This window comes from Verrucosispora sp. WMMC514 (assembly GCF_027497295.1).
Taxonomy (GTDB): Bacteria; Actinomycetota; Actinomycetes; order Mycobacteriales; family Micromonosporaceae; genus Micromonospora; species Micromonospora palythoicola.
Window position 1 is genome coordinate 6,243,328 of the sequence record NZ_CP114906.1, and the last position, 22,892, is coordinate 6,266,219.

The window sequence follows — 22,892 nt, forward strand, 5'->3', positions numbered from 1 at the left end:
GTGTCCGTACGGCTACCGCCGTACGGACACCGGCGTCGCCACCGCTCGTTTGGCTTGAGGCAAACCGGAAGATATATTCCTGTCGATATCAGGAAAGCGCTTGCTCTGCGTCGTTCACCACTCCGGCACGCGCTCCGCCACCACACCCGTTCCCGGAGGAACCCGCATGCTGTTCAGGACAGGAAGACGAAACCCTCGGCGCTGGCTGGTCGTCGTCAGCACGATGGCGCTGCTCGGCGTCGGCGTGCTGGTGGCCTCGCCGAGCGCCCAGGCCGCGACGGTCGACCCCAACGCCACCTATGTGTTCGTCAACCGGCACAGCGGCAAGGCGATGGACGTGTGGAACTGGTCCACCGCCGACAACGCCCCGGTCAACCAGTACGCCCGCAACGACGCCGCCGTCCAGCAGTGGCGGTTCGTCGACGTGGGGAGCGGCTACTACCAGGTCCGCTCCGTACACAGCGGCAAGGTCCTCGAACTGCCGAACGCCACCGACGGTGTCCAACTCGTGCAGAACACCGCGGCCAGCGGCAACACCCGCCAGCACTTCCGACTCGCCGACTCCGCCGGCGGGTACGTCCGGTTCGTCAACCGGCACTCCAACAAGGTCCTCGACGTGTGGGGCTGGTCCACCGCCGACGGCGGCATGATCTCCCAGTACCAGGACCACGACGGCGCCAACCAGCAGTGGCAGCTGGTCACCCTGGGCGGCGGAAACGGCACCGGGTGCGGCAGCGGCTCGTTCCAGGCCGAGGCGGTGCTCAACGGCGGCACCTGGACCGCCCGCAACGGCGGCAGCACCGTCTACTCCGGCAGCAGCATGCAGGCCGCCGTGCAGGCGGCGGTGAACAGTCTCAGCGCCGGCCGGACCAGCAAGCAGCGGGTGGTGGTACGCGGCTCCGGCTCGATCAGCGCCGGCTCGCGCATCTCCCTGCCCAGCTACACGACGATCGACGTCTGCGGCACGATAAACGTGACCGGCTCCGGCTCCGGTGACCAGGCGCCGATCTACTCGCGCGGCACCACCCAGGTCGAGGTGCAGAACCTCACCGTCACCGGCACGCCGCTCTACGGCATCTTCATGCGCAACGTGACGAACGTGATCCTCGGCCAGATCGACCTGCGCGTCTCCAGCGGGCTGGGGGTACGGATCGACAACCGGGGCGACACCAGCCAGTGGACGCGCAACGTGCGCATCGACAACGTGTACGTCTCCGGCACCAGCACGCACGGCGTGGAGACGTACGGCGTGGACGGGCTGACCGTCGGCACCGTGACCGCCCGTAACGTCGGCGGTTCCGGCCTGCTGCTCAACGAGACCATCAACGCCACCGTGACCACGGTCGACGCGGAGAACGCCGGCACCGGCACCGGCTACGCGGCGTTCCGCACCGCCAACCGCGCCGGCCGGATCGGCTCCGGCTACCCGATCAACATCCGGGTCGGCACCGTACGGGCACGCGGCGGCGGCCGGGGCATCTTCTGCGTCTCCGAATCCGGCGGCGTGGCGGTCAACCGGGTCGACATCGCCAACACCGGCAACAACGCGATCCTGATCGAGAACTGCTACGGCGTGGACATCGCGGCCGGCGGCGGCACCATCAGCGGCGGCGGAGAGGTCCGGCTGGCGGCGCGGACGGAGTTCCCCGGCAACCGGGACATCACCCTGCGGAACTTCACCCTGGTCAACAGCCGGATCCTGGAGAGCCCCTGCACGACCAACCTGACCATCAGCAACGTCAACCTCAGCAATTCGAGCATCAGCCGCTGCTGACCGTGCCGGGGCCGCCCGGATGTCTCCGGGCGGCCCCGGCCACGTCGGCCCGGCAGGCAACCACCCGGCGCGCGGGTAGGCCGGGAACGTCCGGCGGCCGAACGGCACCCTCGGGCACCCCGGCCGGCGCCGGTTGACAGATCATGGGGGCGATCCCAGACTGGCTCGCGTCGATCCGTCGGCCGCCGGTGAGGAGCCTGGATGAAGATCGCCGATGCCCGGGTCATCGTCACCTGTCCCGGCCGCAACTTCGTCACGTTGAAGATCGTGACGGACGACGGAGTGACCGGGGTCGGCGACGCCACGCTCGCCGGCCGGGAACTCGCGGTCGCGAGCTACCTGACCGAGCACGTCGTGCCGCTGTTGATCGGCCGGGAGGCCGACCGGATCGAGGACACCTGGCAGTACCTGTACCGGGGGGCGTACTGGCGACGTGGCCCGGTGACGATGAGCGCCATCGCGGCGGTGGACACCGCGCTCTGGGACATCAAGGGCAAGGTGGCCGGGCTGCCCGTCTACCAACTGCTGGGCGGCCGCAGTCGCGACGGGGTCGCCGTCTACGGCCACGCGAACGCGCCCACCGTGGACGGGCTCCTCGCCGAGCTGGCCCGCCACCTCGATCTCGGGTACCGCGCCATCCGGGTGCAGTGCGGCGTGCCCGGGCTGACCGACACCTACGGGGTGGGACAGGACAAGCCGGCGGGCACGGCCGTCCCGGCCGAGACCGTGTGGAGCAGCGAACGGTATCTCCACCACGTGCCGTCGGTCTTCGCCCAGGTTCGCAGCGAGTTCGGGCCGGAGGTGAAGTTGCTGCACGACGTGCACCACCGGCTCACTCCGATCGAGGCCGCGCGGCTGGGCAAGTCCCTGGAGCCGTACGCGCTGACCTGGCTGGAGGATCCGGTGCCGGCGGAGTTGCAGGAGGGCTACCGGCTGATCCGTCAGCACACCACCACGCCGATCGCCGTCGGCGAGGTGTTCAACACCGTCTGGGACTGCCAGCAGCTCATCACCGAGCAGCTCATCGACTACGTACGGGCCACCGTCGTGCACGCGGGAGGCATCACCCACCTGCGCCGCATCTTCGACCTCGCCCACCTGTACCACGTACGCAGCGGGTCGCACGGCACCACCACCATGTCCCCGGTGTGCCTGGCCGCGGCCCTGCACCTCGACGTCAGCATCCCCAACTTCGGTCTGCAGGAGTACCTGCCGTACACCGAGGCGACCGACGCGGTCTTCCCGCACTCGTACCGCTTCGCCGACGGCTGCCTGCACCCGTCCGAGGAGCCGGGGCTCGGCGTCGACATCGACGAGGAGTTGGCCGCGCGGCACCCGTACCGGCCGGCTTCGCTGCCGGTCAACCGGCTGGAGGACGGCACCCTGCACAACTGGTGACGTGACGCTCGGCCTGCACCGCTGAGCCAGGCGGCACCCGGCGCGCCAGGGCCCGGCGCGGACAGGTCCGCGCCGGGCCCGGTGTGGTGCTGACGGATCAGCTCCCGGAGCAGGCGAGGCTACCGGATGGCCCGGTGCCGGTGCCCTGGAAGCCGAAGCTGGCGGTGCCGCCGGCGGCGACGTTGCCGTTGTAGCTGACGTTGCGGAACGTCACATTGCCACTGGTGCCGCTGGGGTTGGCGTTCCACGTGTTGGTCAACGAGCTGCCGCCCGGAAGTCCGATGGTCACCGCCCAGCCGTTCAAACTGCTGGAACCCGCGGTGACCCGGATCTGAGCGACGAAGCCACCGTTCCACTGGTCCAGCGACGCCACCGATGCGGTGCATCCGGATCCACCGGGCGGCGGGCTGCTCGGCGGGGGGCTGCTCGGCGGCGGAGTCGTGGTTGGCGGCGGGGTGGTGGGCGGCGGGGTGGTCCCGCCCGCGTTCAGGGCTTCGAGCGTCGCGTTGTACGCCTGCTTCTTGTTCCCGTTGTTGTCGAACAGCAGCGGGGTGCCGTACGAGCGCCACGAGTCGCTGTCCCGGATGCCCCACACGGTGATGCCGTTGCACCGCGGGACCGCGAGGCAGTCCTGGACCACCCGACGGTACGTGTCCGCCTGCTGGGTGCCGGAGCCTTCGATGTCCAGCTCGGTGATCTGCACGTCCACGCCGAGCGCGGCGAAGCTGGACAGCGTGGTGCGGTAGTTGCTGTTGTACGCCGACTGCGCGTTGAAGTGGGACTGGAACCCGACGCAGTCGATCGGCACGCCGCGCTGCTTGAAGTCCTGCACCATCCGGTAGACGGCCTGGGTCTTGGCCCAGGTCCAGTTGTCGGTGTTGTAGTCGTTGTAGCAGAGCTTGGCGCCCGGGTCGGCGGCCCGGGCGGCCCGGAACGCGGCCTCGATCCAGTCGTTGCCGGTGCGCTGCAGGTTCGAGTCACGTCGCGCGCCGTTGTTGCCGTCGTCGAACGCCTCGTTCACCACGTCCCACGAGTCGATCTTGCCGCGGTAGTAGGTCGCGACCTGCGTGACGTGGTTGAGCATCGCGTTGCGCAGCGCGGTGCCCGACATGTTCTGCATCCAGCCGGGCTGCTGCGAGTGCCAGGCCAGGGTGTGGCCCCGCACCTTCCAGCCCCGGGACAGGGCGTGGTTGACGATCCGATCGGCGTTGGTGTAGGTGAATCGACCCTGCTGCGGCTCGAGCGCGTCGATCTTCATCTCGTTCTCGGCCGTGACCGAGTTGAACTCGCGGTTGAGAATGCCGACATAGGTCGAGTCGGACAGCTTGTTCGCCGCCACCGCGGCACCGAAGTACCGCCCGGACTGGGCCGCGGCCGCACCGAGGGTGGACTCGGCGGCCTGGGCGCTGGAGGTCGCCACCACCACGCTGGTGGCGACGAGGGCGAGACCGACTGCGGCCGAGACCAGCGCGGCGCGCGGTCGCAGTCGGGTTGCCGGCCGCCCGCTGGCGCGGGCGTGGGCGTTGTTCATGGCGTGAGCCTTTCGACGAAGCCGTGCTGATGAATAGCCGGCCCCGACTACTGCCCAGCACGATGGCTCTCCGTCGCCGACGCGGTCGCCCGGATGCCGCGTCGGCCGGTGCACTCAGCCCGCCATCGTGAGTAGATCGAGGCTGTTGTATCGAAAACCTTATCGAAACAGCTCCGAAAGCTCAACGCGCCCCGGAACTCTTTGACCGTTCGTCCCGGTCGCTATCCGAAACCGCTGCCGTCGGCGCGCCACAGGTGGAGGTGTCACGCCGGTGAGATCTGGGCCCCCGAAACTTTCGGCCTGGCCAACCGGTCCGCGGTGGCACCGAGCGTATCGGTCAGCCAGCGCAGCTGCCGCCGGGTGTGGGTGGCCTCCCCGTGCTCGTGTCCGTTGAACGGATAGACATGCATCACGCGCTCGGGACGCGGGCCGAACGCGGTGGCGCCGTAATGGTTGTAGGCGGCGAACCCGGTGCTCGGGGGGCACACCATGTCCCGCAGTCCGATGCCGAAGTGGACCGGCGCGTGGGCCCGACGGGCGAAGCTGACCCCGTCGACGTAGGACAACGTGCGACGTACCGCCGGCTCCGCGTCGCGGTTGACCGCGAGGTAGTTGGCGATCTCGCCGTACGCCCCCACCTCGGTGATCTCGAGGGCCCGCTGCGGGTGACAGAGGAACGGCGCGGTGGTGAGCACCGCGGCCAGTTCGACGTCGAGCCCGGCGACGGCAAGGGCCAGTCCGCCGCCCTGGCTGTTGCCCGCCGCCACCACGCCGTGCGGGTCGACCCCCGGAAGGGCGCGCGCCGCCTCGACCGCGCGCGCCGCGTCGGTGATGAGCCGGCGGTAGTAGTAGCCCTCCGGGGTCATGATGCCGCGGGTCAGCGGCGACGGCCCCCCGGGTGCCTCGCCGTGCGGGTCCGGGGTGTCCCCCGCGCCGTACCGGCCGGACTGTCCCCGGGCGTCCATGAGCAGGTGGGCGTAGCCGGCGGCCGGCCAGATCAGGCGTTCGTGCGGCAGCCCCCGGCCACGCCCGTAGCCGACGTACTCCACGATCACCGGCAGCGCCTCGTCCACCCCGGCCGGGCGGTTGTACCAGGCCCGTACCGGGTCGCCGCCGAACCCGGCGAAGGTGACGTCCCAGCTGTCCACCAGGCGCAGGTCGGTCGGCTCAGGCCGCACGTCGAGCAGCACCGGCGACTGCGCCGCCGCATCGAGGGTCGAGCGCCAGAACTCGTCGAAGTCGGCGGGCTCGGCCACGGCCGGCGCGTACTGCCGTAACTGGTCCAGTGGAAGGTCGAACAGGGGCATGGCTCCTCGCAGCGGGCTCGGTCACGAATGCGGTGGCGGTGCGGTGCTTTCCCGGATCACCAGCTCGGCGACCAGGTCTATCCGGCTGGTGGGCAGGGCGTTGCCGCGGGCGAGATCGAGCAGCATCTGGGCGGCGGTGCCGGCCATGTCGCGCAGAGGCTGGTTGACCGTGGTCAGGGCCGGACCGACCCAGGCCGAGAGCGGAAGGTTGTCGTAGCCGACCACCGACACGTCACCCGGCACGTCCAGGCCGAGCTGCCGAGCCGCCCGCAACACCCCGAGCGCCTGCAGGTCGGAGCCGGCGAAGATCGCCGACGGCCGGTCCGACCGGCTGAGCAACTCGATGCCGTGGGTGTAGCCGGCGTCGAGGTGGAAGTTGCCGTGCCGGATCAGCGTGGCATCGATCGGAACGCCGAGTTCCTCGTGGGCGCAACGGAAGCCGGCGGTGCGGGCCCGGGCGCAGAGCACGTCGCGCGGACCGGAGATGACCGCGATCCGGCGGTGCCCGAGATCCAACAGGTGCCGGGTGGCGATCAGCCCGCCGTTCCAGTTGTTGGAGCCGACGGTGGGCACGGAGGCCACGCTGGCGCTGTCGGTGTCGATGACGACCACGGGGATCGACTGGCGCTGCAACTGTTGCCGCTGCGGATCGGTGAGGTTGCACATCACCAGCAGCACTCCCAGGGGACGCCGGGCGACCACCGCGTCGACCCAGGACTGCGGCGGTCGGCGGGCGGCACTGAGCTGCGACAACATCACGTTCACCCCGGTCAGGGCGGCTACCGCCTCCACCCCCCTGATGATCTCCAGAGCCCAGTCGGAGCCGAACTCGTGGAAGACCAGGTCGATCTGGCCCTCGCCGGGGGCGCGGCGAGCGCGTCGACGGTAGCGGTGTCGCTGCAGGCTGGCCTCGACCCGCGCGCGGGTCACGGCGGCGACGTCCGACCGTCCGTTGAGGACCTTGGAGACCGTCGCCGAGGAGACACCGACCTCCCGGGCGATGGTCGCGATGGTGGCGGAGCCCAGCGCTGCCGACGACCGCTTCTCTGCCATCCGATCCTCTGCAACGAATCCGAAAATTTCGGAGACTGTAACACGCCGCGAGCCACCAGAGGGTGACCCGAGTCGATGCCAGCCACTCGCGGCGATGAATTCCGGCAATCGCTTACCAGCACGACAGGTGTGGTCTGGCCAGTCTTTCCGCAACCCTTGACACACCCTGTTGACGCCCTTAGGTTCCCCGACACAGGTATCCGACTGGTTTCCGAAAATTTCGATAATCGCCGTGTTCCACGGCGGTCGGCGTGGCCTGCCGGGACACCTCCCGGCCCCGGCCGGAGGGGTTCGCATGACAAGTCAGCTGCCCGTCGACGACCGATTGGCGTCCACTCACGCCGATCGGTGGCGTGATCCGACGTTACGACCGGACGAACGGGCCGACGCGCTCATCCCGCTGATGTCGCTCGAGGAGAAGCTCGCCCAGTTGGTCGGGCTGTGGGTCGGCGCGGACGCGTCCGGTGAGGGCGTCGCTCCCCATCAGACCGACATGGTCGAGCACACCCCACCGTGGTCGGAGGCGATCCGGCACGGACTGGGGCAGTTGACCCGGCCGTTCGGGACGGCGCCGGTCGACCCGGTCCTCGGCGCGCGGTCCCTGGCCGCGTCCCAGGCGCAGATCGTCGCGGCGAGCCGGTTCGGGATTCCGGCGCAGGTGCACGAGGAGTGCCTCACCGGCTTCGCCGCCTGGCGGGCGACCGTCTACCCGACGCCGCTGAGCTGGGGCGCGGCCTTCGACCCGGAGCTGGTCGAGGAGATGGCCGGGCTGATCGGCCGGTCCATGCGGGCGGCCGGTGTCCATCAGGGGCTCGCCCCGGTGCTGGACGTCACCCGCGACTACCGCTGGGGGCGCACCGAGGAGACGATCGGCGAGGACCCTTACCTGGTCGGCACGGTCGGCGCGGCGTACGTGCGCGGATTGGAACGGGCCGGTGTGGTCGCGACGTTGAAACACTTCGCCGGCTACTCGGCGTCGCGGGGCGGCCGGAACCTGGCACCGACGGCGATGGGCCGCCGGGAACTGGCGGACGTGATCCTCCCGCCCTTCGAGATGGCCCTGCGACTGGGCGGGGCGCGATCGGTGATGAACTCGTACGCCGAGATCGATGGGGTGCCGGCGGCGGCCGACGTGGAGCTGCTCACCCGGACGTTGCGTGAGCAGTGGGGTTTCGACGGCGTGCTGGTCGCCGACTACTTCGCCGTCCGGTTCCTGCAGACCCTGCACGGCGTCGCCGCCGACGCCGCGGCGGCGGCCCGGCTGGCGCTGCGGGCGGGCATCGACGTGGAGCTGCCCACCGTGGACGCCTACGGCGCGCCGCTGGCGGCGGCGGTGCGCTCCGGTGAGGTCAGCGAGGCGCTCGTCGACCGGGCCCTGCGGCGGGTGCTGATCCAGAAGATCGAGCTGGGCCTGCTCGACGAGAGCTGGCGGGAGTTGCCGGCGGACGTCGAGGCGCTGCGCTTCGACGACGAGGCCAGCCAGGCCGTCGCCCTGCGACTGGCCCGCCAGTCCGTCGTGCTGCTCCGCAACCAGGACGGGCTGCTGCCCCTCGCCGCCGACCAGCGGGTCGCGCTGGTCGGGCCGGTCGCCGACGACGCGATGGCGATGCTCGGCTGCTACACCTTCCCGCTGCACGTCGGGGTGCACCACCCCGAGCACGGCACGGGCGTCGAGATCCCGTCCCTGCGCGAGGAACTTCAACGGCGGTGTCCGCAGCTGACCCACGTACCGGGTACCGACATCACCGGCGACGACACCTCAGGCATCGCGGCGGCGGTCCAGGCGGCCACCGACGCCGACGTCTGCGTCCTGGCCGTCGGCGACCGGGCCGGCATGTTCGGCCGGGGCACCTCCGGCGAGGGTTGCGACGCGGTCGACCTCCAGCTACCCGGGGTGCAGGCCGAACTGGTACGCGCGGTGCTGGCCACCGGCACCCCGGTCGTCCTGGTGGTCCTCTCCGGCCGGCCGTACGCCCTCGGCGACGCGGTGGACCGGGCCGGCGCCATCGTGCAGGCGTTCTTCCCGGGTCAGCTCGGCGGTCAGGCGGTGGCCGAGATCCTCACCGGCGAGGTGGACCCGTCCGGGAGGCTGCCGGTCAGCGTGCCCCGGCACGCCGGCGGGCTGCCCGGCACCTACCTCACGCCCATCCTGGGCCGACGTTCCAAGGTGTCGTCGGTGGACCCGACGCCGGCGTTCCCGTTCGGCCACGGTCTCAGCTACACCACCTTCGAGTGGAGCGACGCCGCGGTCGGCGACGCGCCGGGCGGCGACACCGGGGAACCGACGACCTGGCCGGTCGACGGGGAGGTGACCGTCGGGGTCACCGTCCGCAACACCGGTGCCCGGGCCGGCACCGAGGTGGTCCAGCTCTACCTGCACGATCCGGTGGCGCAGACCACCCGGCCCGTGGTGCGCCTGATCGGGTACGCGCGGGTGCCGGTGGAACCCGGCGGGGCGGCGCGGGTCAGCTTCGCGGTCCCCGCCGATGTCACCTCGTTCACCGGCCTGCACGGCCGGCGCGTGGTCGAGCCCGGTGAGGTGCACCTGCGGCTCAGCCGCTCCAGCGGCGACGTGGTGGCCAGCCTGGCGCTGCGGCTGGCGGGCGACGAACGCGAGGTCGGCCACCACCGGGAGCTGCTGTCCCGGGTACGCGTCGAACCGGTCGCCGGGCCGACGGCGGGGAGTCGGCCATGAGCAGCGTGACCACCCTGACCCCGTCGCCGCCCAGCCCCGACGCGACGACACCGGAACCGCCGCCACGCGTCGCCCGGCAGACCTGGCGGCGGGCGCTGCGGCGGGACTGGCAGTTGTACTCGCTGGCGATCCTGCCGCTGCTGTTCTTCCTGATCTTCCGGTACCTGCCGATGCTGGGCAACATCATCGCCTTCCGGCGCTTCCAGCCCGGCGGCAACATCTTCGGTGAGTACTGGGTCGGGCTGCGGTACTTCAAGATGTTCCTGAACGATCCGACGTTCTGGAACGTCTTCACCAACACGCTGGTCCTGGGCGCGCTGACCCTGCTGTTCTGCTTCCCGCTGCCGATCGTGCTGGCGCTGCTGCTCAACGAGGTACGGGCCCGCAAGCTCAAGCGGTTCGTGCAGTCGGTGTCCTACCTGCCGCACTTCCTGTCCATCGTGATCGTGGCGGCCATCGTCATGCAGCTGTTGTCCATGGACGGCACGGTCAACCAGCTGGTCCGCGCCGGTGGCGGTGAGGCCATTCCGTTCCTGCAGCGGCCCGAGTGGTTCCGCACCATCTACGTCTCCTCGGAGGTCTGGCAGACCGTCGGCTGGGGCACGATCCTCTACCTGGCGGCGCTCACCACCATCGACGACGACCTCTACGAGGCGGCCCGTATCGACGGGGCCAACCGGTGGCGGCAGACCTGGCACGTCACGCTGCCGGGCATCCGGCCGACGATGGTGACGCTGCTGATCCTCAACATCGGCGCCTTCATGGCGGTCGGCTTCGAGAAGATCCTGTTGCTGTACAACCCGTTGACCTATCCGACCGCGGACGTGATCTCGACGTATCTGTTCCGGATGGGCTTCCAGTCCAGCAACTTCAGCTACGCCGCCGCGATCGGGCTGTTCGAGGCGGTGATCGGGTTGATCCTGGTCGTCTCGGCGAACCTGATCGCCCGCCGCACGGTGGGGACGAGCCTGTGGTGACCGTCGACACCGCCGAGCGGCCCACCGGTTCCGCGAGCCGTCCCCGTCGCCGCGGCATCCAGGAGACCCGGGGCTACCGGGTGTTCCGGGTGGTCAACGGGATCATCCTGACCCTCGTGGTGGTGGTGACGCTCTATCCGTTCGTCAACATCGTGGCCCGCTCGTTGAGCGACGAGGCGTACATCATCGCCGGCCAGGTGAACCTCGTGCCGCGCGGGTTCACCCTGGACACCTACCAGTTGCTGATGTCCGACCCGTTGTTCTGGACGAACTACCGCAACACCGTGTTCTACACGGTCACCGCCACGGTCATCTCGATCGTGATGACCACCTGCTACGCGTACGTGCTGTCGAAGAAGCAGCTCAAGGGGCGCGGCGCGCTTGTCGGCATCGCGGTCTTCACCATGTTCTTCACCGGCGGCCTGATCCCCAACTACGTCCTGGTCACCAGCCTGGGCCTGAAGAACAGCGTCTGGGCCATCGCGCTGCCCAACGCGATAAACGTGTTCAACCTGCTGGTGATGAAGGCGTTCTTCGAGAGCCTGCCGACGGAGTTGGAGGAGGCCGCCGCCGTCGACGGGCTCAACACGTACGGCATCCTGCTGCGGATCGTGCTGCCGCTGTCGAAGGCCATCGTCGCCACGATGGTGCTCTTCTACGCGGTGGCCTTCTGGAACTCCTGGTTCGCGGCCTTCCTCTACATGGACCGGCAGGAGCTGTGGCCGGTCACCGTGTACCTGCGCAACCTGATCGCCGGTGCCACCGGCGCGGAGAACGTCGGGGCGATCACCGAGGCGAACGAGGTACAGGCCGAGGCGACGCTCAAGGCCGTGACCATCGTGCTCACCACCCTGCCGATCCTCCTGGTATATCCCTTCGTCCAGCGGTACTTCGTCCGGGGCATCATGCTCGGCGCGGTCAAGGGCTGACCAGTAGCGAACACCCCTCCCACCACCGAGTTGAAAGGATCCCGCCATGTTCCGCAGATCGTGGCGTCACGCTGCGGCGGCTGCCGCCGTGCTGCTGGCCCTCGGCAGCGTCACCGCCTGTGGCGACGACTCGTCCGACAGCGAGGACCTGTCGGAGAACCGGGCCGGCGCGATGGAGAACTACGCCGTCGGTACCCAGTTCAAGGCCACCGAGCCGCTGTCCTTCTCCGTCCTCTACAACAACCACCCGAACTACCCGCTGAAGGAGGACTGGCTGTTCTGGACGGAGTTGAAGTCCCGGACGAACGTCAGCCTCGAGAAGGTCGCGGTGCCGCTGAGCGACTACAACCAGAAGCGCAGCCTGCTCATCGGTGCCGGCGACGCTCCCCTGCTGATCCCGAAGACCTATCCGCCGGACGTGCACGCGTACGTCTCCTCGGGGGCGATCCTGCCGGTCAGCGACTACCTCGATCTGATGCCGAACTTCAAGGACAAGATCGAGAAGTGGAACCTGAAGCCTGAGATCGACACGCTGCGCCAGCAGGACGGCAAGTTCTACCTGCTGCCCGGCCTGCATGAGAAGCCCTGGCACGAGTACTCGCTCGCGGTCCGCACCGACATCCTCGAAGAGCTGAACCTCCAGGTCCCGAAGACCTGGGACGAGGTCTACACCATGCTCAAGGCGATGAAGGCGGCGTACCCGGACGTCTACCCGTTCTCCGACCGGTTCAGCCAGCCCAACCCGGCCGGCAACCTGCTCAACATGCTGGCCGCGTCGTACGGTCTGGCCGGCGCGGGCTGGAACTTCCAGCACGTCAGCTGGAACGACCAGGCGCAGCAGTTCGAGTACACCGGCGCCACCGAGCAGTACAAGCAGATGCTGCAGTACCTCAACAAGCTGGTGTCGGAGAAGCTGCTCGACCCGGAGAGCTTCACCCAGACCGACGACCTGGCCCGGCAGAAGCTCGCCAACAGCAAGTCCTTCGTGATCAGCAGCAACGCTCAGACGTTGGTGAACGACTACCGGCCGGACCTGGCCGCGACCAACCCGAAGGCGAAGATCACCAAGATCCCGCTGCCGATCGGCCCGGCCGGTGAGATCAACCCGGCCAGCCGGCTGGAGAACGGCATGATGATCTCCTCGAAGGCCCGCGACAGCAAGAACTTCGTGGCCATGATGCAGTTCGTCGACTGGCTCTGGTACGCCGACGAGGGGCAGGAGTTCGCCAAGTGGGGCGTCGAGGGCACCACCTTCGTCAAGGACGCCAGCGGCAAGAAGACCCTCTCTCCGGACGTCGACATGGTCGGGCTCAACCCCGGCGCGCCCAAGCACCTGCAGAAGGACTTCGGCTTCGGCAACGGCGTGTTCGCCTACGGCGGCAAGCCCGAGCTGGTGCAGGCGTTCTTCTCGCCCGAGGAGCAGGAGTTCCAGCAGGTGATGAACGCCCGGGCGCCGAAGTCGCCGCCGCCGCCGTACCCGCTGAACGACGAGGAGCGCGAGCAGGTTTCGCTCTGGGAGACCCCGCTGAAGGACCACGTCTACCAGGCCACGCTCCAGTTCGTGCTCGGGCAGCGTGACTTCGCCGAGTGGGACGCCTACGTGGCGGAGTTGAAGAGCAAGAACATGGACGCCTACCTGGAACTGGTCAACGAGGCGCACAAGCGCTACCAGGAGAAGAACTAGCAGACCTGTCCGGTCCGGTCGTGTCGGCGCGACCGGACCGGGCACCCTCCACCCCGAGCACAGGGACGACGATGCGGATCACCGTTGCGGAGCAACCCGTCGGCCGGCTGAGCGACGCGTGGCGCCTGGCCGTCGGCACCGGCCGGCTCGACCTGGCCCTGCGCCGCGACTACCAGGACTCGTTGGCGCTGGTCCAACGCGAGATCGGCTTCCGGTACATCCGCGGGCACGGCCTGCTCAGCGACGGCGTCGGGGTGCACCGACCGTACGAGCACCGCGGCCGACGCCAGGTCCGGCACGCCTTCGGCTACCTCGACCAGATCGTCGACGCCTACCTCGAACTGGGCGTCAGGCCGTTCGTGGAGCTGGGTTTCATGCCCTCCGGGCTGGCCAGCGGCGAGCAGACGGTCTTCTGGTGGCGCGGCAACGTCACCCCGCCCCGGTCGCACACCGAATGGGCCGACCTGGTCCGGGCAACCGTCGGTCATCTCGTGGACCGGTACGGCCTGGACGAGGTACGCGGCTGGCCGATCGAGGTGTGGAACGAGCCCGACCTCAAGGAGTTCTGGCAGGACGCCGACGCCGACGCCTACCACCGGCTCTACGAGGTGACCGCGCACGCGGTGAAGGACGTCGACGCCGACCTCCAGGTCGGCGGCCCGGCGCTCTCCCCCGGCGCCGACGACGGCTGGTTGCCCCGGTTCGCCGAGTTCGTCACCGACCGTTCGGTCCCGATCGACTTCGTCAGCCGGCACGCCTACAGCTCCGGCCCGGCCCAGCACGTGCCGTTCGGCGTACACCAGACCCTCGCTCCGGCGCAGCGGCTGCTGGAGCAGTTCGCCAGCCCGCGCCGGTTGCTCGCCGGCACCGCGCTGGCCGACCTGCCGGTGCACGTCACCGAGTTCAACAGCTCGTACCGGCCGGACAACCCCGTCCACGACACCGCCTTCCACGCCGCCTACCTCGCCCCGGTGCTGGCCGGCGGCGGTGACCTGGTCGACTCCTTCGCCTACTGGACCTTCAGCGACGTGTTCGAGGAGGTGGGTGTCCCGACCACGCTGTTCCACGGCGGCTTCGGCCTGCTCACCCACCGGCAGATCCGCAAGCCCACATACCACCTGTACGCCTTCATGAACCGGCTGGGCACGCAGGTCCTGGCCCGTGGCGCGGACCACCTGGTCACCCGGGACGACACCGGCCGCATCGCGGTGCTGGCCTGGGCACCGGTCGACGTCACCGGCGGCGAACCGGTGAACGGCCACGCCGTACGCCTGTCGCTGCCGGTCACCGACCCGGCCGCCCGCACCGCGTTCCTGCTGCGCTCCTCGGTCAGCGAGGAGTCCGGCAACGCCTGGCGGGCCTGGTGCGAACTGGGCCGACCACCCTCCCCCACCGCCCGCCAACTCGACGTGCTGCGGCAGGCCGCCGAGCCGGCCCGACGGCACGGCTCGCTGCCGGTGCTGGCCGGCCGCGTCGAGCTGGACCTGCACCTGGCCCGGCACGAGGTGACCCTGGCCGAGGTGAGCCCGGTGACCGACGAGACTCCGCCCTGGTGGGACGAGCGGCGACTGCTAGGCGGTGAGCCGTCGTGAGCACCACCACCCGTCGTGAGTTCGGTGCCGGCCCGCTGTCCCGAGGGGCGACGCTGATCTACACCCTGCTGGTGGTGGAGGTGCTGCTCCTGGTCTGCGCGGCGCCCGGCCTGGTGGCGCTGTTCGCGTTGGAGCGGCACGTGAGCAACCTGCCGCTGGTCGCGCTCTGCGCGGTGCCGCTCGGCCCGGCCGTCTCCGCCGCGCTGTACGCCCTGCACCGGCAGCGTCTCGACCTGACCGAGCTGCACCCGGGGCGGCTGTTCTGGCGCGGCTACCGGGCCAACCTGACCGGCTCGCTGCTGGTCTGGGTGCCGACGCTGGTGTGGTTGACCGTCATCGCGGTCAACCTGGTCAACCTGCCGGCGGCGGGGGTGCCCGGCTGGTGGGCGGTGCCGCTGGTGCTGGTCGGTGCCGGGGTGTCGGTGGTCGGGGTCAACGCACTGGTGATCACGTCGCTGTTCACGTTCCGGCTGCGTGACGTGTTCCGGCTGGCCGGGTACTTCGTGCTGCGTACCCCGGTGGTCGCCGCCGGCACCGTACTGCTGCTGGTGGCGGCGACGGCGCTCACCATCGTCGCCTCGGAGGCGGCGCTCGCCGCCCTCGGCTCGGTGCTGGCGCTCGCGCTGGTTCGTGGTGGCGCACCGATGACCGACATCATCGCCGAGGAGTTCGTCGAATGAGCCCGCCCGTCCCGCCCGAGGTGCCCGTCGGTGCCACCGCCGACGCGCTCACTCGGTCTCGGTGGTGAGGGTACGGAGGTTTGCGCGTACCTTCTCGAGCAGTTCGACGAACGTGGCTCGTTGATCGGTCGCCATGCCGGCGGTTGCGGTCTCGGCGAGCGTGCGCCAGGCCGCCTCGATCTTCGGGATGACGGCGCGGCCCTTGGAGGTCAACCGGATCCGGGTGGCCCGCCGATCGCCCGGTACCGGTTCCCTGACGAACCATCCGCCCTGATCGAGGCGACTCAGACTGCGGGTCACCGTGGGTTGCTCCACGCCGAGCCGGGCAGCGATCTCGGAAACCGTCATGCCGTCGGGTTCCTGGCCGAGTATCCACAGCAGGACATCCTGCCCCGGGTGCAGGGCGAGCGCGCTGAGCGCGTCGGCCTGCGCGCTGCGGTACAGCTTGGCCACCTTGACCAGGGCTTTGTTGGTGGCCAGGACATCCGTCAGTTCCACCCGGGCAGTGTACGAGTTGACGAGTCGGCACCAACCGATCCATAGTCGGCTAACATATAGCCGACTATGGAGGAGATGGTCATGGAAACCGGGCTGTCGAACAGGGTCGCCCTCGTCACCGGGGCCTCCGGGGACATCGGCCGCGCCATCGCCCTGCACCTGGCGGCCGAGGGCGCCTCCGTCGCCGTTTCCTGGTACACCAACCAGGACGGTGCCCAGGACGTGGTCGATGCCGTCACAGGAACCGGCGGTCGGGCCTGCGCCGTCCACCTGGATCACGGCAGCCCCACCAGCATGCCGAGGGTCATCGAGGACGTCGCCGAACGGCTCGGGCCGATCACCGTGCTGGTTGCCAACGCCGTGCGGTGGCCCTCCTTCGACGCCGACGAGATCGGTGGTCTCATCACGTCGCTGTCCACCAACACCGTGGGTCCGGTGGCACTGACCGATGCGGCGCTGCCGGCCATGCGTACCGCCGGCTGGGGACGCATCGTCGTCGTGTCGACCGACATCGTCGCGCAACCCATGGCGGGGCCACTCGCCTACGCCACGGCGAAGGGCGCGCTCGAGACCGCCGCGCGGGTGCTCGCCGTCCGGGAAGCCCGCCACGGCATCCTGACGAACATCGTGCGCCCCGGCTTCACCCTCACCGACAAGGCACTGACCGCCCCGTTCCTGGGACCGGACGCGGTCGCCGCCGAGTCGGCGAAGACCCCCACCGGTCGGATCTGCACTCCCGAGGACGTCGCCACCGCCGTCACCTACCTGGTCTCGGCGGCGAACGGTCACGTCAACGGGCAGACGTTGTCGCTGGCCGGTGGTCGGGAACTCGTCCGCGGGTGACCCTGCACGGGCAGCCGGTGTCCGAAGATGCCGTTGCTCGGACGCGAGTGCGCTCCACGCCCGCACGGTCCGCCACGAGCGGCGGGTGGGTGGATAATCACCGGCGATGCAGCTGTACGAGCGGTCGACCGCACTCGGGCTCCTGGACACGCTGCTGCGTGGGGCGGCCGACGGCGGTCGGGTGGGGCTGATCGCGGGCGAAGCCGGGATCGGCAAGTCGTCGGTGGTCAAGGCGTTCGCCGCGGCGTGCGGCGGCCGGGCTGTCGTGCTCTGGGGGGCCTGCGACCCGCTGGTCACCCCGCGCGCGCTGGGGCCGCTGCACGACATCGCCCGGCAGACCGGTGGTGCGCTGGCCGAGGCGGTCGCCGCCGGTGCCGGGCAGGCGGAGCTGTTCTCAGCGCTTGTCGCCGAGCTGTCCGGGCCACGTCAGCGGCCACCCAGGGTCATGGTGGTCGAGGACGCGCACTGGGCCGACGAGGCGACGCTGGACCTGCTGGTGTTCCTGGGCCGGCGGATCGAGCGACTGCCGGCGTTGCTGCTGGTGACCTACCGCGAGGACGAGGTGGGGACGGAGCACGCGTTGCGGGCCGCGCTCGCATCGGTGCCCAGATCGGCGGTGACGCCCGTCCCGGTGACACCGCTCTCCGCGGCCTGCGTCGCCGGGCTGGCTGCCGACCACGGTCGGTCGGGTGCCGAGATCTTCCAGCTCACGGGCGGCAACCCGCTGCTGGTCACCGAGCTGCTGGCCGCGGATCGCGCACTCCCGGCCACCGTCGGCGACCTGACGCGGGCACGGCTGCGTCGGCTGTCGGCCGCCGCCCGCGAGGTGGCGCATCTGGTGTCGGTGATCCCGACGAGCGCCGAGGCCGCCGTACTGGCCGGCGCGGAGGACGCCGTCGACGAATGTGTCGCGGGCGGCGTCCTGGTGGCCCGGGGCGACATGATGGCCTACCGGCACGAGTTGCTGCGCCGGGCTGTCGAGGAGTCGCTCACCCCGCCGCGACGGGCGGCTCTGCACCGCCTCGCGCTGACCCGGCTCGCCCGGATCGAGGGGACCGACCCGGCCCGACTGGTACACCACGCCCGGCTCGGCGGCGACCATGCCGAGCTCGTCCGTTTCGGTCCGCGGGCCGCCGCCGGCGCCGCCGCGCAGGGCGCCCACCGGGAGGCGGTAGCCCACTTCCGGGCGGTCCGGCCGCACGCGGCGATGCTGCCGGAAGGTGACCGGATCAGCCTGCTCGAGTCGTACGCCGAGCAGGCATACCTGGCCGGAATGGCGTCCGAGGGACTGGAACCGGTCACCGCCGCAGTCGCCGAGCGGGAGAGACTCGGGGACCCGTTCGCGCTCGGCGAAAGCCTGCGCCGGTTGTCCCGGCTGGCGTGGTGGAGCGCGCAGGCGGAGCAGGCCCGCGACGCCGCCGACCGGGCCGTACGGGTGCTCGCACCGCTCGGCCCGAGCCGGGCGCTCGGGATGGCATACAGCAACCTGGCGCAACTACACATGCTGTCGCACCGGATGGCGGAGGCGGTCGAGTGGGGCGAACGGGCACGGCGGCTCGCCGACCAGCTCGACGACCCGGCGACGTCCGTGCACGCCTCGATCAACATCGGGACGGCGCGAATGTTCGCCGACCCTACTGAGGGCCAGGCCACGCTGCGGGCAGCGCACACCACCGCGGCGCGCGCCGGACACGTCGATGACGCGGCCCGCGCACTGGTGAACCTGACCACCTGCCACGAGCAGGTCGGCGACTACGCGACCGCCCACGCGGTGGCGGAGGAGGCGCTGCGGTACGCGGACACGCACGAGCTGGGTGGCTACGTGCAGTACCTGCTCGGTGTCCGGGCGGTGCTGCGGGTCGGGCGGGGCGACTGGGACGGCGCGCTGTCCGACGCGGCCGAGTCGCTGGACCGGGCGAGCGTGGCCAGCGTGGCGATCGTTCCCGCACTGGTCGCGAAGGGACGGGTCGACGCGGCGCGAGGCGGCGACGCGGCTGCGACCCTGACCCGGGCCGTCGACGCCGCGTCAGCCACCGGCGAGCTTCAGCGGATGGCGCCGGTCTGCGCCGCGTGGGCCGAGTTTCACCTGCTCAACGGCGAGGCCGAAGCGGCTGCTCGGCAGTTGCGTCCGGCACTGCGGCTCGCGGTCGACCGGGGGCACCCCTGGTTCGCCGACGAGCTCGCGTTCTGGCTGTGGCGAGCCACCGACGAGCCGGCACCACCCGTCGCCGCGTCCACGCCCGCCGATCGGCCGTACCGGCTGTTGATGAGCGGCGACTGGGCCGGGGCCGCCGCCCTGTGGCGGGCGCGCGGCGACGCGTACCGCGCGGTCCAGGCGCTCGCGTTCGGGGACCGCGCGGCGGCCGTGGCCGCGCTGCGCGAGTTGGACCGCCTGAACGCCGTACGAGCGGCCCAGAGTCTGCGGGCCGCGCTGCGCGGGCGCGGTGTGCCGGGGGTGCCGCGCGGTCCACGGCCGGCGAGCGCCGCCAACGCCGCAGGGCTGACGCCACGTCAGGCCCAGGTGCTCGGGCTGCTCGCGGAGGGCTTCACCAACGCCGAGATCGCCAGCCGGCTGACCCTGGCACCGAAGACCATCGAGCACCATGTGGCAGCCGTGCTCGACAAACTCGGCGCGACCACGCGCGGTCAGGCGGTCGCCGCAGCACGTCGACGCCACCTCATCGGCTGAGCGTACGACCCGGTGAGCTGCTCGGCGGCCGGCTGCGGCGTACGCCAAGTTAGGGGTAATCCCCCAGGACCCGCCGGCCTTCGGACCCTAGCGTCCGGCACATGACGCACCTACGAACACCCACCGAGTCGGCACTCTACGCGGCCGAGGCCGACCGGCACGGCTATGTCCCGGCGTACGCGCGGGTCTTCGCGCTGGCGCCGCAGGCCTACCGGGCGTGGATCGGGCTGGGCGCGGCGGTGCGCGGCGGGATGGACGAGCGCCGCTACGAGTTGGTCACCGTCGCCGCGGCCAGCGCAATGAGGGCCCGCTACTGCGTGCTCGCACACGCGGCGGTGCTGCGTGACCGGCACCTCGGCGACTCTCAGCTGCGCGCCGTGCTCACCGACCACCACGCTGCCGGGCTGGACGACACCGAGGTCGCGGTCATGGACTTCGCGGCGCGGATCGCCACGGACCCGGCGTCGGCATCGGCCGAGGAGATCGAGTCGCTGCGCGGGCATGGGCTGTCCGAGTCGGACATCTTCCAGGTCATCCTGGCTGTCTGCGTGCGCCGCTTCTTCGCCGGAGCCCTGGCTGCGGCCGGCACCGTGCCCGATCCCGAGCTGGCATCCATTGCCGCCGTCGTAGCAGCCCGACCGTGAGTCCTGAACGACAGCATCCGCACGACAGAAGGAAGGACGCCATGGCGAACAAGGCAGTAGTCAGTCTCACCACCGGCCTGGAGGATCCCGAGCGGGTGACCGTCGCCTTCCTCGTGGCCGTCGGCGCAGCGGAGTCCGGTCGACCCACCCTCATGTTCCTGACCAAGGAGGCCGCTCGCCTCGCGCTCCGCCAAAGTCGGGTGCGGGCGGACCGGCAACAGCAGTAGCGTCCCGACCCATGACCTCGGACGCTTTCGTACCTGCCGGCTTCACCCCGCCGACGTCGCTGGTCACCGACCGGTTCCGCCTCGAACCGCTGGGTCCGCAGCACAACGTGGCGGATCACGCCGCGTGGACGTCGAGCATCGAGCACATCCGCGCCACGCCTGGTTACCCGGACGGCAACTGGCCGCCACCGAGCGGCATGTCGCTGGAGAAGAACCTTGCCGACCTGCGCCGTCATGCCGACGACTTCGTCAACGGCACCGGGTTCACCTTCACCGTCCTCGACCCGGGCGACGGCGACGTCATCGGCTGTGTCTACCTCTACCCGTCAGCCTCGGCGGAGTACGACGTGACCGTCCAGTCCTGGGTACGGGCCGACCGGGCAGACCTGGACGTGCCGCTCGCCAACGCCGTCGCGGACTGGATCGCCACCGACTGGCCCTGGGCGCGCCCGGACCGGTGCGGCCGTTGAGGAAGCGGCGACTATCCGACTGTCCGGCGGCGGAGTGCCGTCCCCTGGTCGTTGATCGCGGTTGCTCCCGTGACGCGCAGCAGGTCCAACTTGTCGGCGTCCGGGGAGCCGGCGGGTGCCGTGTACACCACGACGCGCAGGTCGGAGCCGTGCGCGGTCAGCACGTCGCAGTCCAGGGTCACCGGGCCGACAGCCGGATGCGCGACCGTCTTGCGTTCGCTCTCGTGCGCGGCGACCGCTCCGGAGTCCCAGAGGGCGGCGAAGTCCCGACTGGCGGAGTGCAGCGCGGCGACGAGTGCCGCCAGCCGGCGGTCATGCGGATGAGCGGCCGCTGTGGTGCGTAGGTCGGCGACGAGGGCGGCCGGCAGGGCCGCGGAGACACCGTCGGGGGCGACACGCCGCCAGGCGGGTGACGCGCCCGGCAGGAACAGGACACGCAGGAGGTTGCGCTCCTCCGGGGCCACGACGGCCGGGTCGCCGAACAGGGACGCCCACAGCGGGGTCCAGGTGAGCAGCGTCCAGTCGGCCGAGAACACGGCCAGCGGGACGTCGCCCAGGCGGGCGACGATGCGGGCCACGCCGGGCGGGATGTGGGTGCTCACGTCACCCGCGGCGGGTGGCAGCAGACCCGCGGTGCGGTACAGGTGGTCCCGTTCGGCATTGTCGAGTTGCAGGGCGCGGGCCAGAGCCGCGACGACGTGCGCGGACGGGTTGCGGGCATGGCCCTGCTCCAGGCGGACCACGTAGTCGACCGACAGGCCGGCGAGGGACGCCAACTCCTCGCGACGCAGACCGGCCGCCCGACGGCGGGCCGTGGTGGGCAGGCCGGTGTCAGCGGCGGAAAGCCGGTCCCGCCAGGCCCGTACGGCGGCACCGAACGCACTGGTCACCTCACCAGTATCCCGACCGGCCCGAGGCTCGGCCTGGTACTGCTGGTCCTACCGTCGCACCGGGTGCTGGCTACCCGCCGCCGCCGCGGCCACGGTCGAGGCATGACCGAGACGATGCTGATGACCGGCGCGAGCCGGGGAATCGGGTGGCACGCGGCGGTTGCGATGCTCGCCGCGAACCCACGGCTGCGGATGTTCGTGACCGATCGCACCGGCGGACTGGCCGAGGCGCTGCGCGACAAGAGCGGAAACCAACAGGTGTACGGCGTACGCACCGACCTGGCTTCCCTGGGCTCGGTACGCGCCGCGGCGGACCACGTGATGCGGCGGGCCCGGGTGACGTCGTTCGTCGGCAACGCGGGACTACAGGTGACCAGCGGGGCCCGGTGCAGCGCCGACGGGTACGAGGTGACGTTCGCCGTCAACGTGCTCGCCAACCACCTGCTGCTGCGACTGCTCGGCGACCAGCTACGACGAGCGGTGATCACGGCCTCGGACACCCACTTCGGGGACTTCCGGCACAACCTGGGGCTCGCGCCCGCGCCGGTGTGGCGGCCCCCGGCGGAGCTGGCCCGTCCGGATGGGCCGCACACCTCGGTAGCCGGGCGGACCGCCTACTCGACGAGCAAGCTCGCCGTCATCCATCTCGTGCACGAGTGGGCGCGGCGACTGGACAACACCGAGGTGTACAGCTGGAACCCGGGCTTCGTTCCGGGCACCGGACTGACCCGCGACGCGGGTCCGATCGTGCGGTTCGCGGCGGCCCGGGTGCTGCCGCTGCTCACCCTCACCCCGTTGTCGGTGAGCCCCCGCACCGCCGGCCGTCACCTGGCACGGGTGGCGACCGGTCCGGCCGTGGCGCCGAGCGGGTCCTATGTGAACCTCGGGCGGGCCGAGCGCTCCTCGGACGCATCCTACGATCCACAGCGGGAGGGTGAACTCTTCGAAGCCGCCCAGGCTCTCACCGCGACCTGACAGCCCTGCGACGACACGCGCCCAGGCACCACGACG

19 protein-coding genes are annotated in these 22,892 nt (G+C 70.7%); 14 read left to right on the forward strand and 5 right to left on the reverse strand.

Annotated features, from left to right (window positions below):
- Positions 1–166 precede the first annotated feature (166 nt).
- On the forward strand, positions 167–1,774 hold the full coding sequence (locus O7597_RS28995) for an RICIN domain-containing protein (protein WP_281581326.1): 1,608 nt from the start codon (positions 167–169) through the stop codon (positions 1,772–1,774).
- Between the two features lie 201 nt (positions 1,775–1,975).
- The gene (gene manD, locus O7597_RS29000; protein WP_281581327.1) at positions 1,976–3,172 is read left to right on the forward strand and encodes a D-mannonate dehydratase ManD; all 1,197 of its coding nucleotides are present in this window, start codon (positions 1,976–1,978) and stop codon (positions 3,170–3,172) included.
- Positions 3,173–3,269: 97 nt separating this feature from the next.
- Here manD and O7597_RS29005 read toward each other — a convergent pair whose 3' ends face one another.
- The 3 genes from O7597_RS29005 to O7597_RS29015 all read right to left on the reverse strand — a co-directional run bounded on the left by O7597_RS29005 (position 3,270) and on the right by O7597_RS29015 (position 7,063).
- Positions 3,270–4,703 carry an endo-1,4-beta-xylanase gene (locus tag O7597_RS29005; RefSeq protein ID WP_281581328.1) on the reverse strand — a complete coding sequence of 478 codons (1,434 nt, stop codon included), beginning with the start codon at positions 4,701–4,703 and terminating at the stop codon, positions 3,270–3,272.
- 263 nt (positions 4,704–4,966) lie between these two features.
- The gene (locus O7597_RS29010; RefSeq protein ID WP_281581329.1) at positions 4,967–6,010 is read right to left on the reverse strand and encodes an acetylxylan esterase; all 1,044 of its coding nucleotides are present in this window, start codon (positions 6,008–6,010) and stop codon (positions 4,967–4,969) included.
- A 21-nt stretch (positions 6,011–6,031) separates the two neighbouring features.
- The gene (locus tag O7597_RS29015; RefSeq protein WP_269741871.1) at positions 6,032–7,063 is read right to left on the reverse strand and encodes a LacI family DNA-binding transcriptional regulator; all 1,032 of its coding nucleotides are present in this window, start codon (positions 7,061–7,063) and stop codon (positions 6,032–6,034) included.
- 295 nt (positions 7,064–7,358) lie between these two features.
- Between O7597_RS29015 and O7597_RS29020 the strand changes: the two genes are divergently transcribed.
- The 6 genes from O7597_RS29020 (at position 7,359) to O7597_RS29045 (ending at position 15,620) form a co-directional block, all read left to right on the forward strand.
- On the forward strand, positions 7,359–9,758 hold the full coding sequence (locus tag O7597_RS29020; RefSeq protein ID WP_269741872.1) for a glycoside hydrolase family 3 N-terminal domain-containing protein: 2,400 nt from the start codon (positions 7,359–7,361) through the stop codon (positions 9,756–9,758).
- Positions 9,755–10,735 (forward strand): ABC transporter permease subunit, encoded by a 981-nt coding sequence (locus O7597_RS29025; RefSeq protein ID WP_269741873.1) that lies wholly within the window; start codon positions 9,755–9,757, stop codon positions 10,733–10,735. The genes O7597_RS29020 and O7597_RS29025 overlap by 4 nt, the downstream gene beginning before the upstream one ends.
- The gene (locus O7597_RS29030) at positions 10,732–11,664 is read left to right on the forward strand and encodes a carbohydrate ABC transporter permease (protein WP_269741874.1); all 933 of its coding nucleotides are present in this window, start codon (positions 10,732–10,734) and stop codon (positions 11,662–11,664) included. The genes O7597_RS29025 and O7597_RS29030 overlap by 4 nt, the downstream gene beginning before the upstream one ends.
- A gap of 46 nt (positions 11,665–11,710) precedes the next feature.
- Positions 11,711–13,348, forward strand: coding sequence for an extracellular solute-binding protein (locus O7597_RS29035; RefSeq protein WP_269741875.1), 1,638 nt, complete (start codon positions 11,711–11,713; stop codon positions 13,346–13,348).
- A 71-nt stretch (positions 13,349–13,419) separates the two neighbouring features.
- Positions 13,420–14,940 (forward strand): xylan 1,4-beta-xylosidase, encoded by a 1,521-nt coding sequence (locus O7597_RS29040; protein ID WP_269741876.1) that lies wholly within the window; start codon positions 13,420–13,422, stop codon positions 14,938–14,940.
- Entirely contained in the window at positions 14,937–15,620 is a 684-nt protein-coding gene (locus tag O7597_RS29045) for a DUF624 domain-containing protein (RefSeq protein ID WP_281581330.1), read from the forward strand. The genes O7597_RS29040 and O7597_RS29045 overlap by 4 nt, the downstream gene beginning before the upstream one ends.
- Positions 15,621–15,668: 48 nt before the next feature.
- On the opposite strand, the gene O7597_RS29050 is transcribed toward O7597_RS29045, so the two are convergent.
- Entirely contained in the window at positions 15,669–16,118 is a 450-nt protein-coding gene (locus O7597_RS29050) for a MarR family transcriptional regulator (RefSeq protein ID WP_269741878.1), read from the reverse strand.
- Between the two features lie 81 nt (positions 16,119–16,199).
- Between O7597_RS29050 and O7597_RS29055 the strand changes: the two genes are divergently transcribed.
- From O7597_RS29055 to O7597_RS29075, 5 genes are all read left to right on the forward strand, one after another.
- Positions 16,200–16,961, forward strand: coding sequence for an SDR family oxidoreductase (locus tag O7597_RS29055; RefSeq protein ID WP_281581331.1), 762 nt, complete (start codon positions 16,200–16,202; stop codon positions 16,959–16,961).
- A gap of 106 nt (positions 16,962–17,067) precedes the next feature.
- Positions 17,068–19,650: an AAA family ATPase gene (locus O7597_RS29060; protein WP_281581332.1), complete on the forward strand. Its 2,583-nt coding sequence runs from the start codon at positions 17,068–17,070 to the stop codon at positions 19,648–19,650.
- Positions 19,651–19,751: 101 nt separating this feature from the next.
- Positions 19,752–20,294 carry a carboxymuconolactone decarboxylase family protein gene (locus O7597_RS29065; protein WP_269741881.1) on the forward strand — a complete coding sequence of 181 codons (543 nt, stop codon included), beginning with the start codon at positions 19,752–19,754 and terminating at the stop codon, positions 20,292–20,294.
- A gap of 41 nt (positions 20,295–20,335) precedes the next feature.
- On the forward strand, positions 20,336–20,521 hold the full coding sequence (locus O7597_RS29070) for a hypothetical protein (protein ID WP_281581333.1): 186 nt from the start codon (positions 20,336–20,338) through the stop codon (positions 20,519–20,521).
- A gap of 11 nt (positions 20,522–20,532) precedes the next feature.
- Entirely contained in the window at positions 20,533–20,991 is a 459-nt protein-coding gene (locus O7597_RS29075; protein ID WP_281581334.1) for an N-acetyltransferase, read from the forward strand.
- Between the two features lie 11 nt (positions 20,992–21,002).
- Here O7597_RS29075 and O7597_RS29080 read toward each other — a convergent pair whose 3' ends face one another.
- Positions 21,003–21,881: a helix-turn-helix transcriptional regulator gene (locus tag O7597_RS29080; RefSeq protein ID WP_281581335.1), complete on the reverse strand. Its 879-nt coding sequence runs from the start codon at positions 21,879–21,881 to the stop codon at positions 21,003–21,005.
- 102 nt (positions 21,882–21,983) lie between these two features.
- On the opposite strand from O7597_RS29080, the gene O7597_RS29085 reads away from it, so the two are divergent.
- Entirely contained in the window at positions 21,984–22,856 is an 873-nt protein-coding gene (locus O7597_RS29085; protein ID WP_269741885.1) for an SDR family NAD(P)-dependent oxidoreductase, read from the forward strand.
- Positions 22,857–22,892 lie beyond the last annotated feature (36 nt).

Excerpts from the sequence above, each read along its gene's own strand:
- O7597_RS29075 (WP_281581334.1), top strand. The coding sequence starts at position 20,533 with ATGACCTCGGACGCTTTCGTACCTGCCGGCTTCACCCCGCCGACGTCG.
- O7597_RS29005 (WP_281581328.1), bottom strand. The coding sequence starts at position 4,703 with ATGAACAACGCCCACGCCCGCGCCAGCGGGCGGCCGGCAACCCGACTG.
- O7597_RS29055 (WP_281581331.1), top strand. The coding sequence starts at position 16,200 with ATGGAAACCGGGCTGTCGAACAGGGTCGCCCTCGTCACCGGGGCCTCC.
- O7597_RS29020 (WP_269741872.1), top strand. The coding sequence starts at position 7,359 with ATGACAAGTCAGCTGCCCGTCGACGACCGATTGGCGTCCACTCACGCC.
- manD (WP_281581327.1), top strand. The coding sequence starts at position 1,976 with ATGAAGATCGCCGATGCCCGGGTCATCGTCACCTGTCCCGGCCGCAAC.
- O7597_RS29040 (WP_269741876.1), top strand. The coding sequence starts at position 13,420 with ATGCGGATCACCGTTGCGGAGCAACCCGTCGGCCGGCTGAGCGACGCG.
- O7597_RS29060 (WP_281581332.1), top strand. The coding sequence starts at position 17,068 with ATGCAGCTGTACGAGCGGTCGACCGCACTCGGGCTCCTGGACACGCTG.
- O7597_RS29070 (WP_281581333.1), top strand. The coding sequence starts at position 20,336 with ATGGCGAACAAGGCAGTAGTCAGTCTCACCACCGGCCTGGAGGATCCC.
- O7597_RS28995 (WP_281581326.1), top strand. The coding sequence starts at position 167 with ATGCTGTTCAGGACAGGAAGACGAAACCCTCGGCGCTGGCTGGTCGTC.
- O7597_RS29015 (WP_269741871.1), bottom strand. The coding sequence starts at position 7,063 with ATGGCAGAGAAGCGGTCGTCGGCAGCGCTGGGCTCCGCCACCATCGCG.
- O7597_RS29035 (WP_269741875.1), top strand. The coding sequence starts at position 11,711 with ATGTTCCGCAGATCGTGGCGTCACGCTGCGGCGGCTGCCGCCGTGCTG.
- O7597_RS29065 (WP_269741881.1), top strand. The coding sequence starts at position 19,752 with ATGACGCACCTACGAACACCCACCGAGTCGGCACTCTACGCGGCCGAG.
- O7597_RS29010 (WP_281581329.1), bottom strand. The coding sequence starts at position 6,010 with ATGCCCCTGTTCGACCTTCCACTGGACCAGTTACGGCAGTACGCGCCG.
- O7597_RS29085 (WP_269741885.1), top strand. The coding sequence starts at position 21,984 with ATGACCGAGACGATGCTGATGACCGGCGCGAGCCGGGGAATCGGGTGG.
- O7597_RS29025 (WP_269741873.1), top strand. The coding sequence starts at position 9,755 with ATGAGCAGCGTGACCACCCTGACCCCGTCGCCGCCCAGCCCCGACGCG.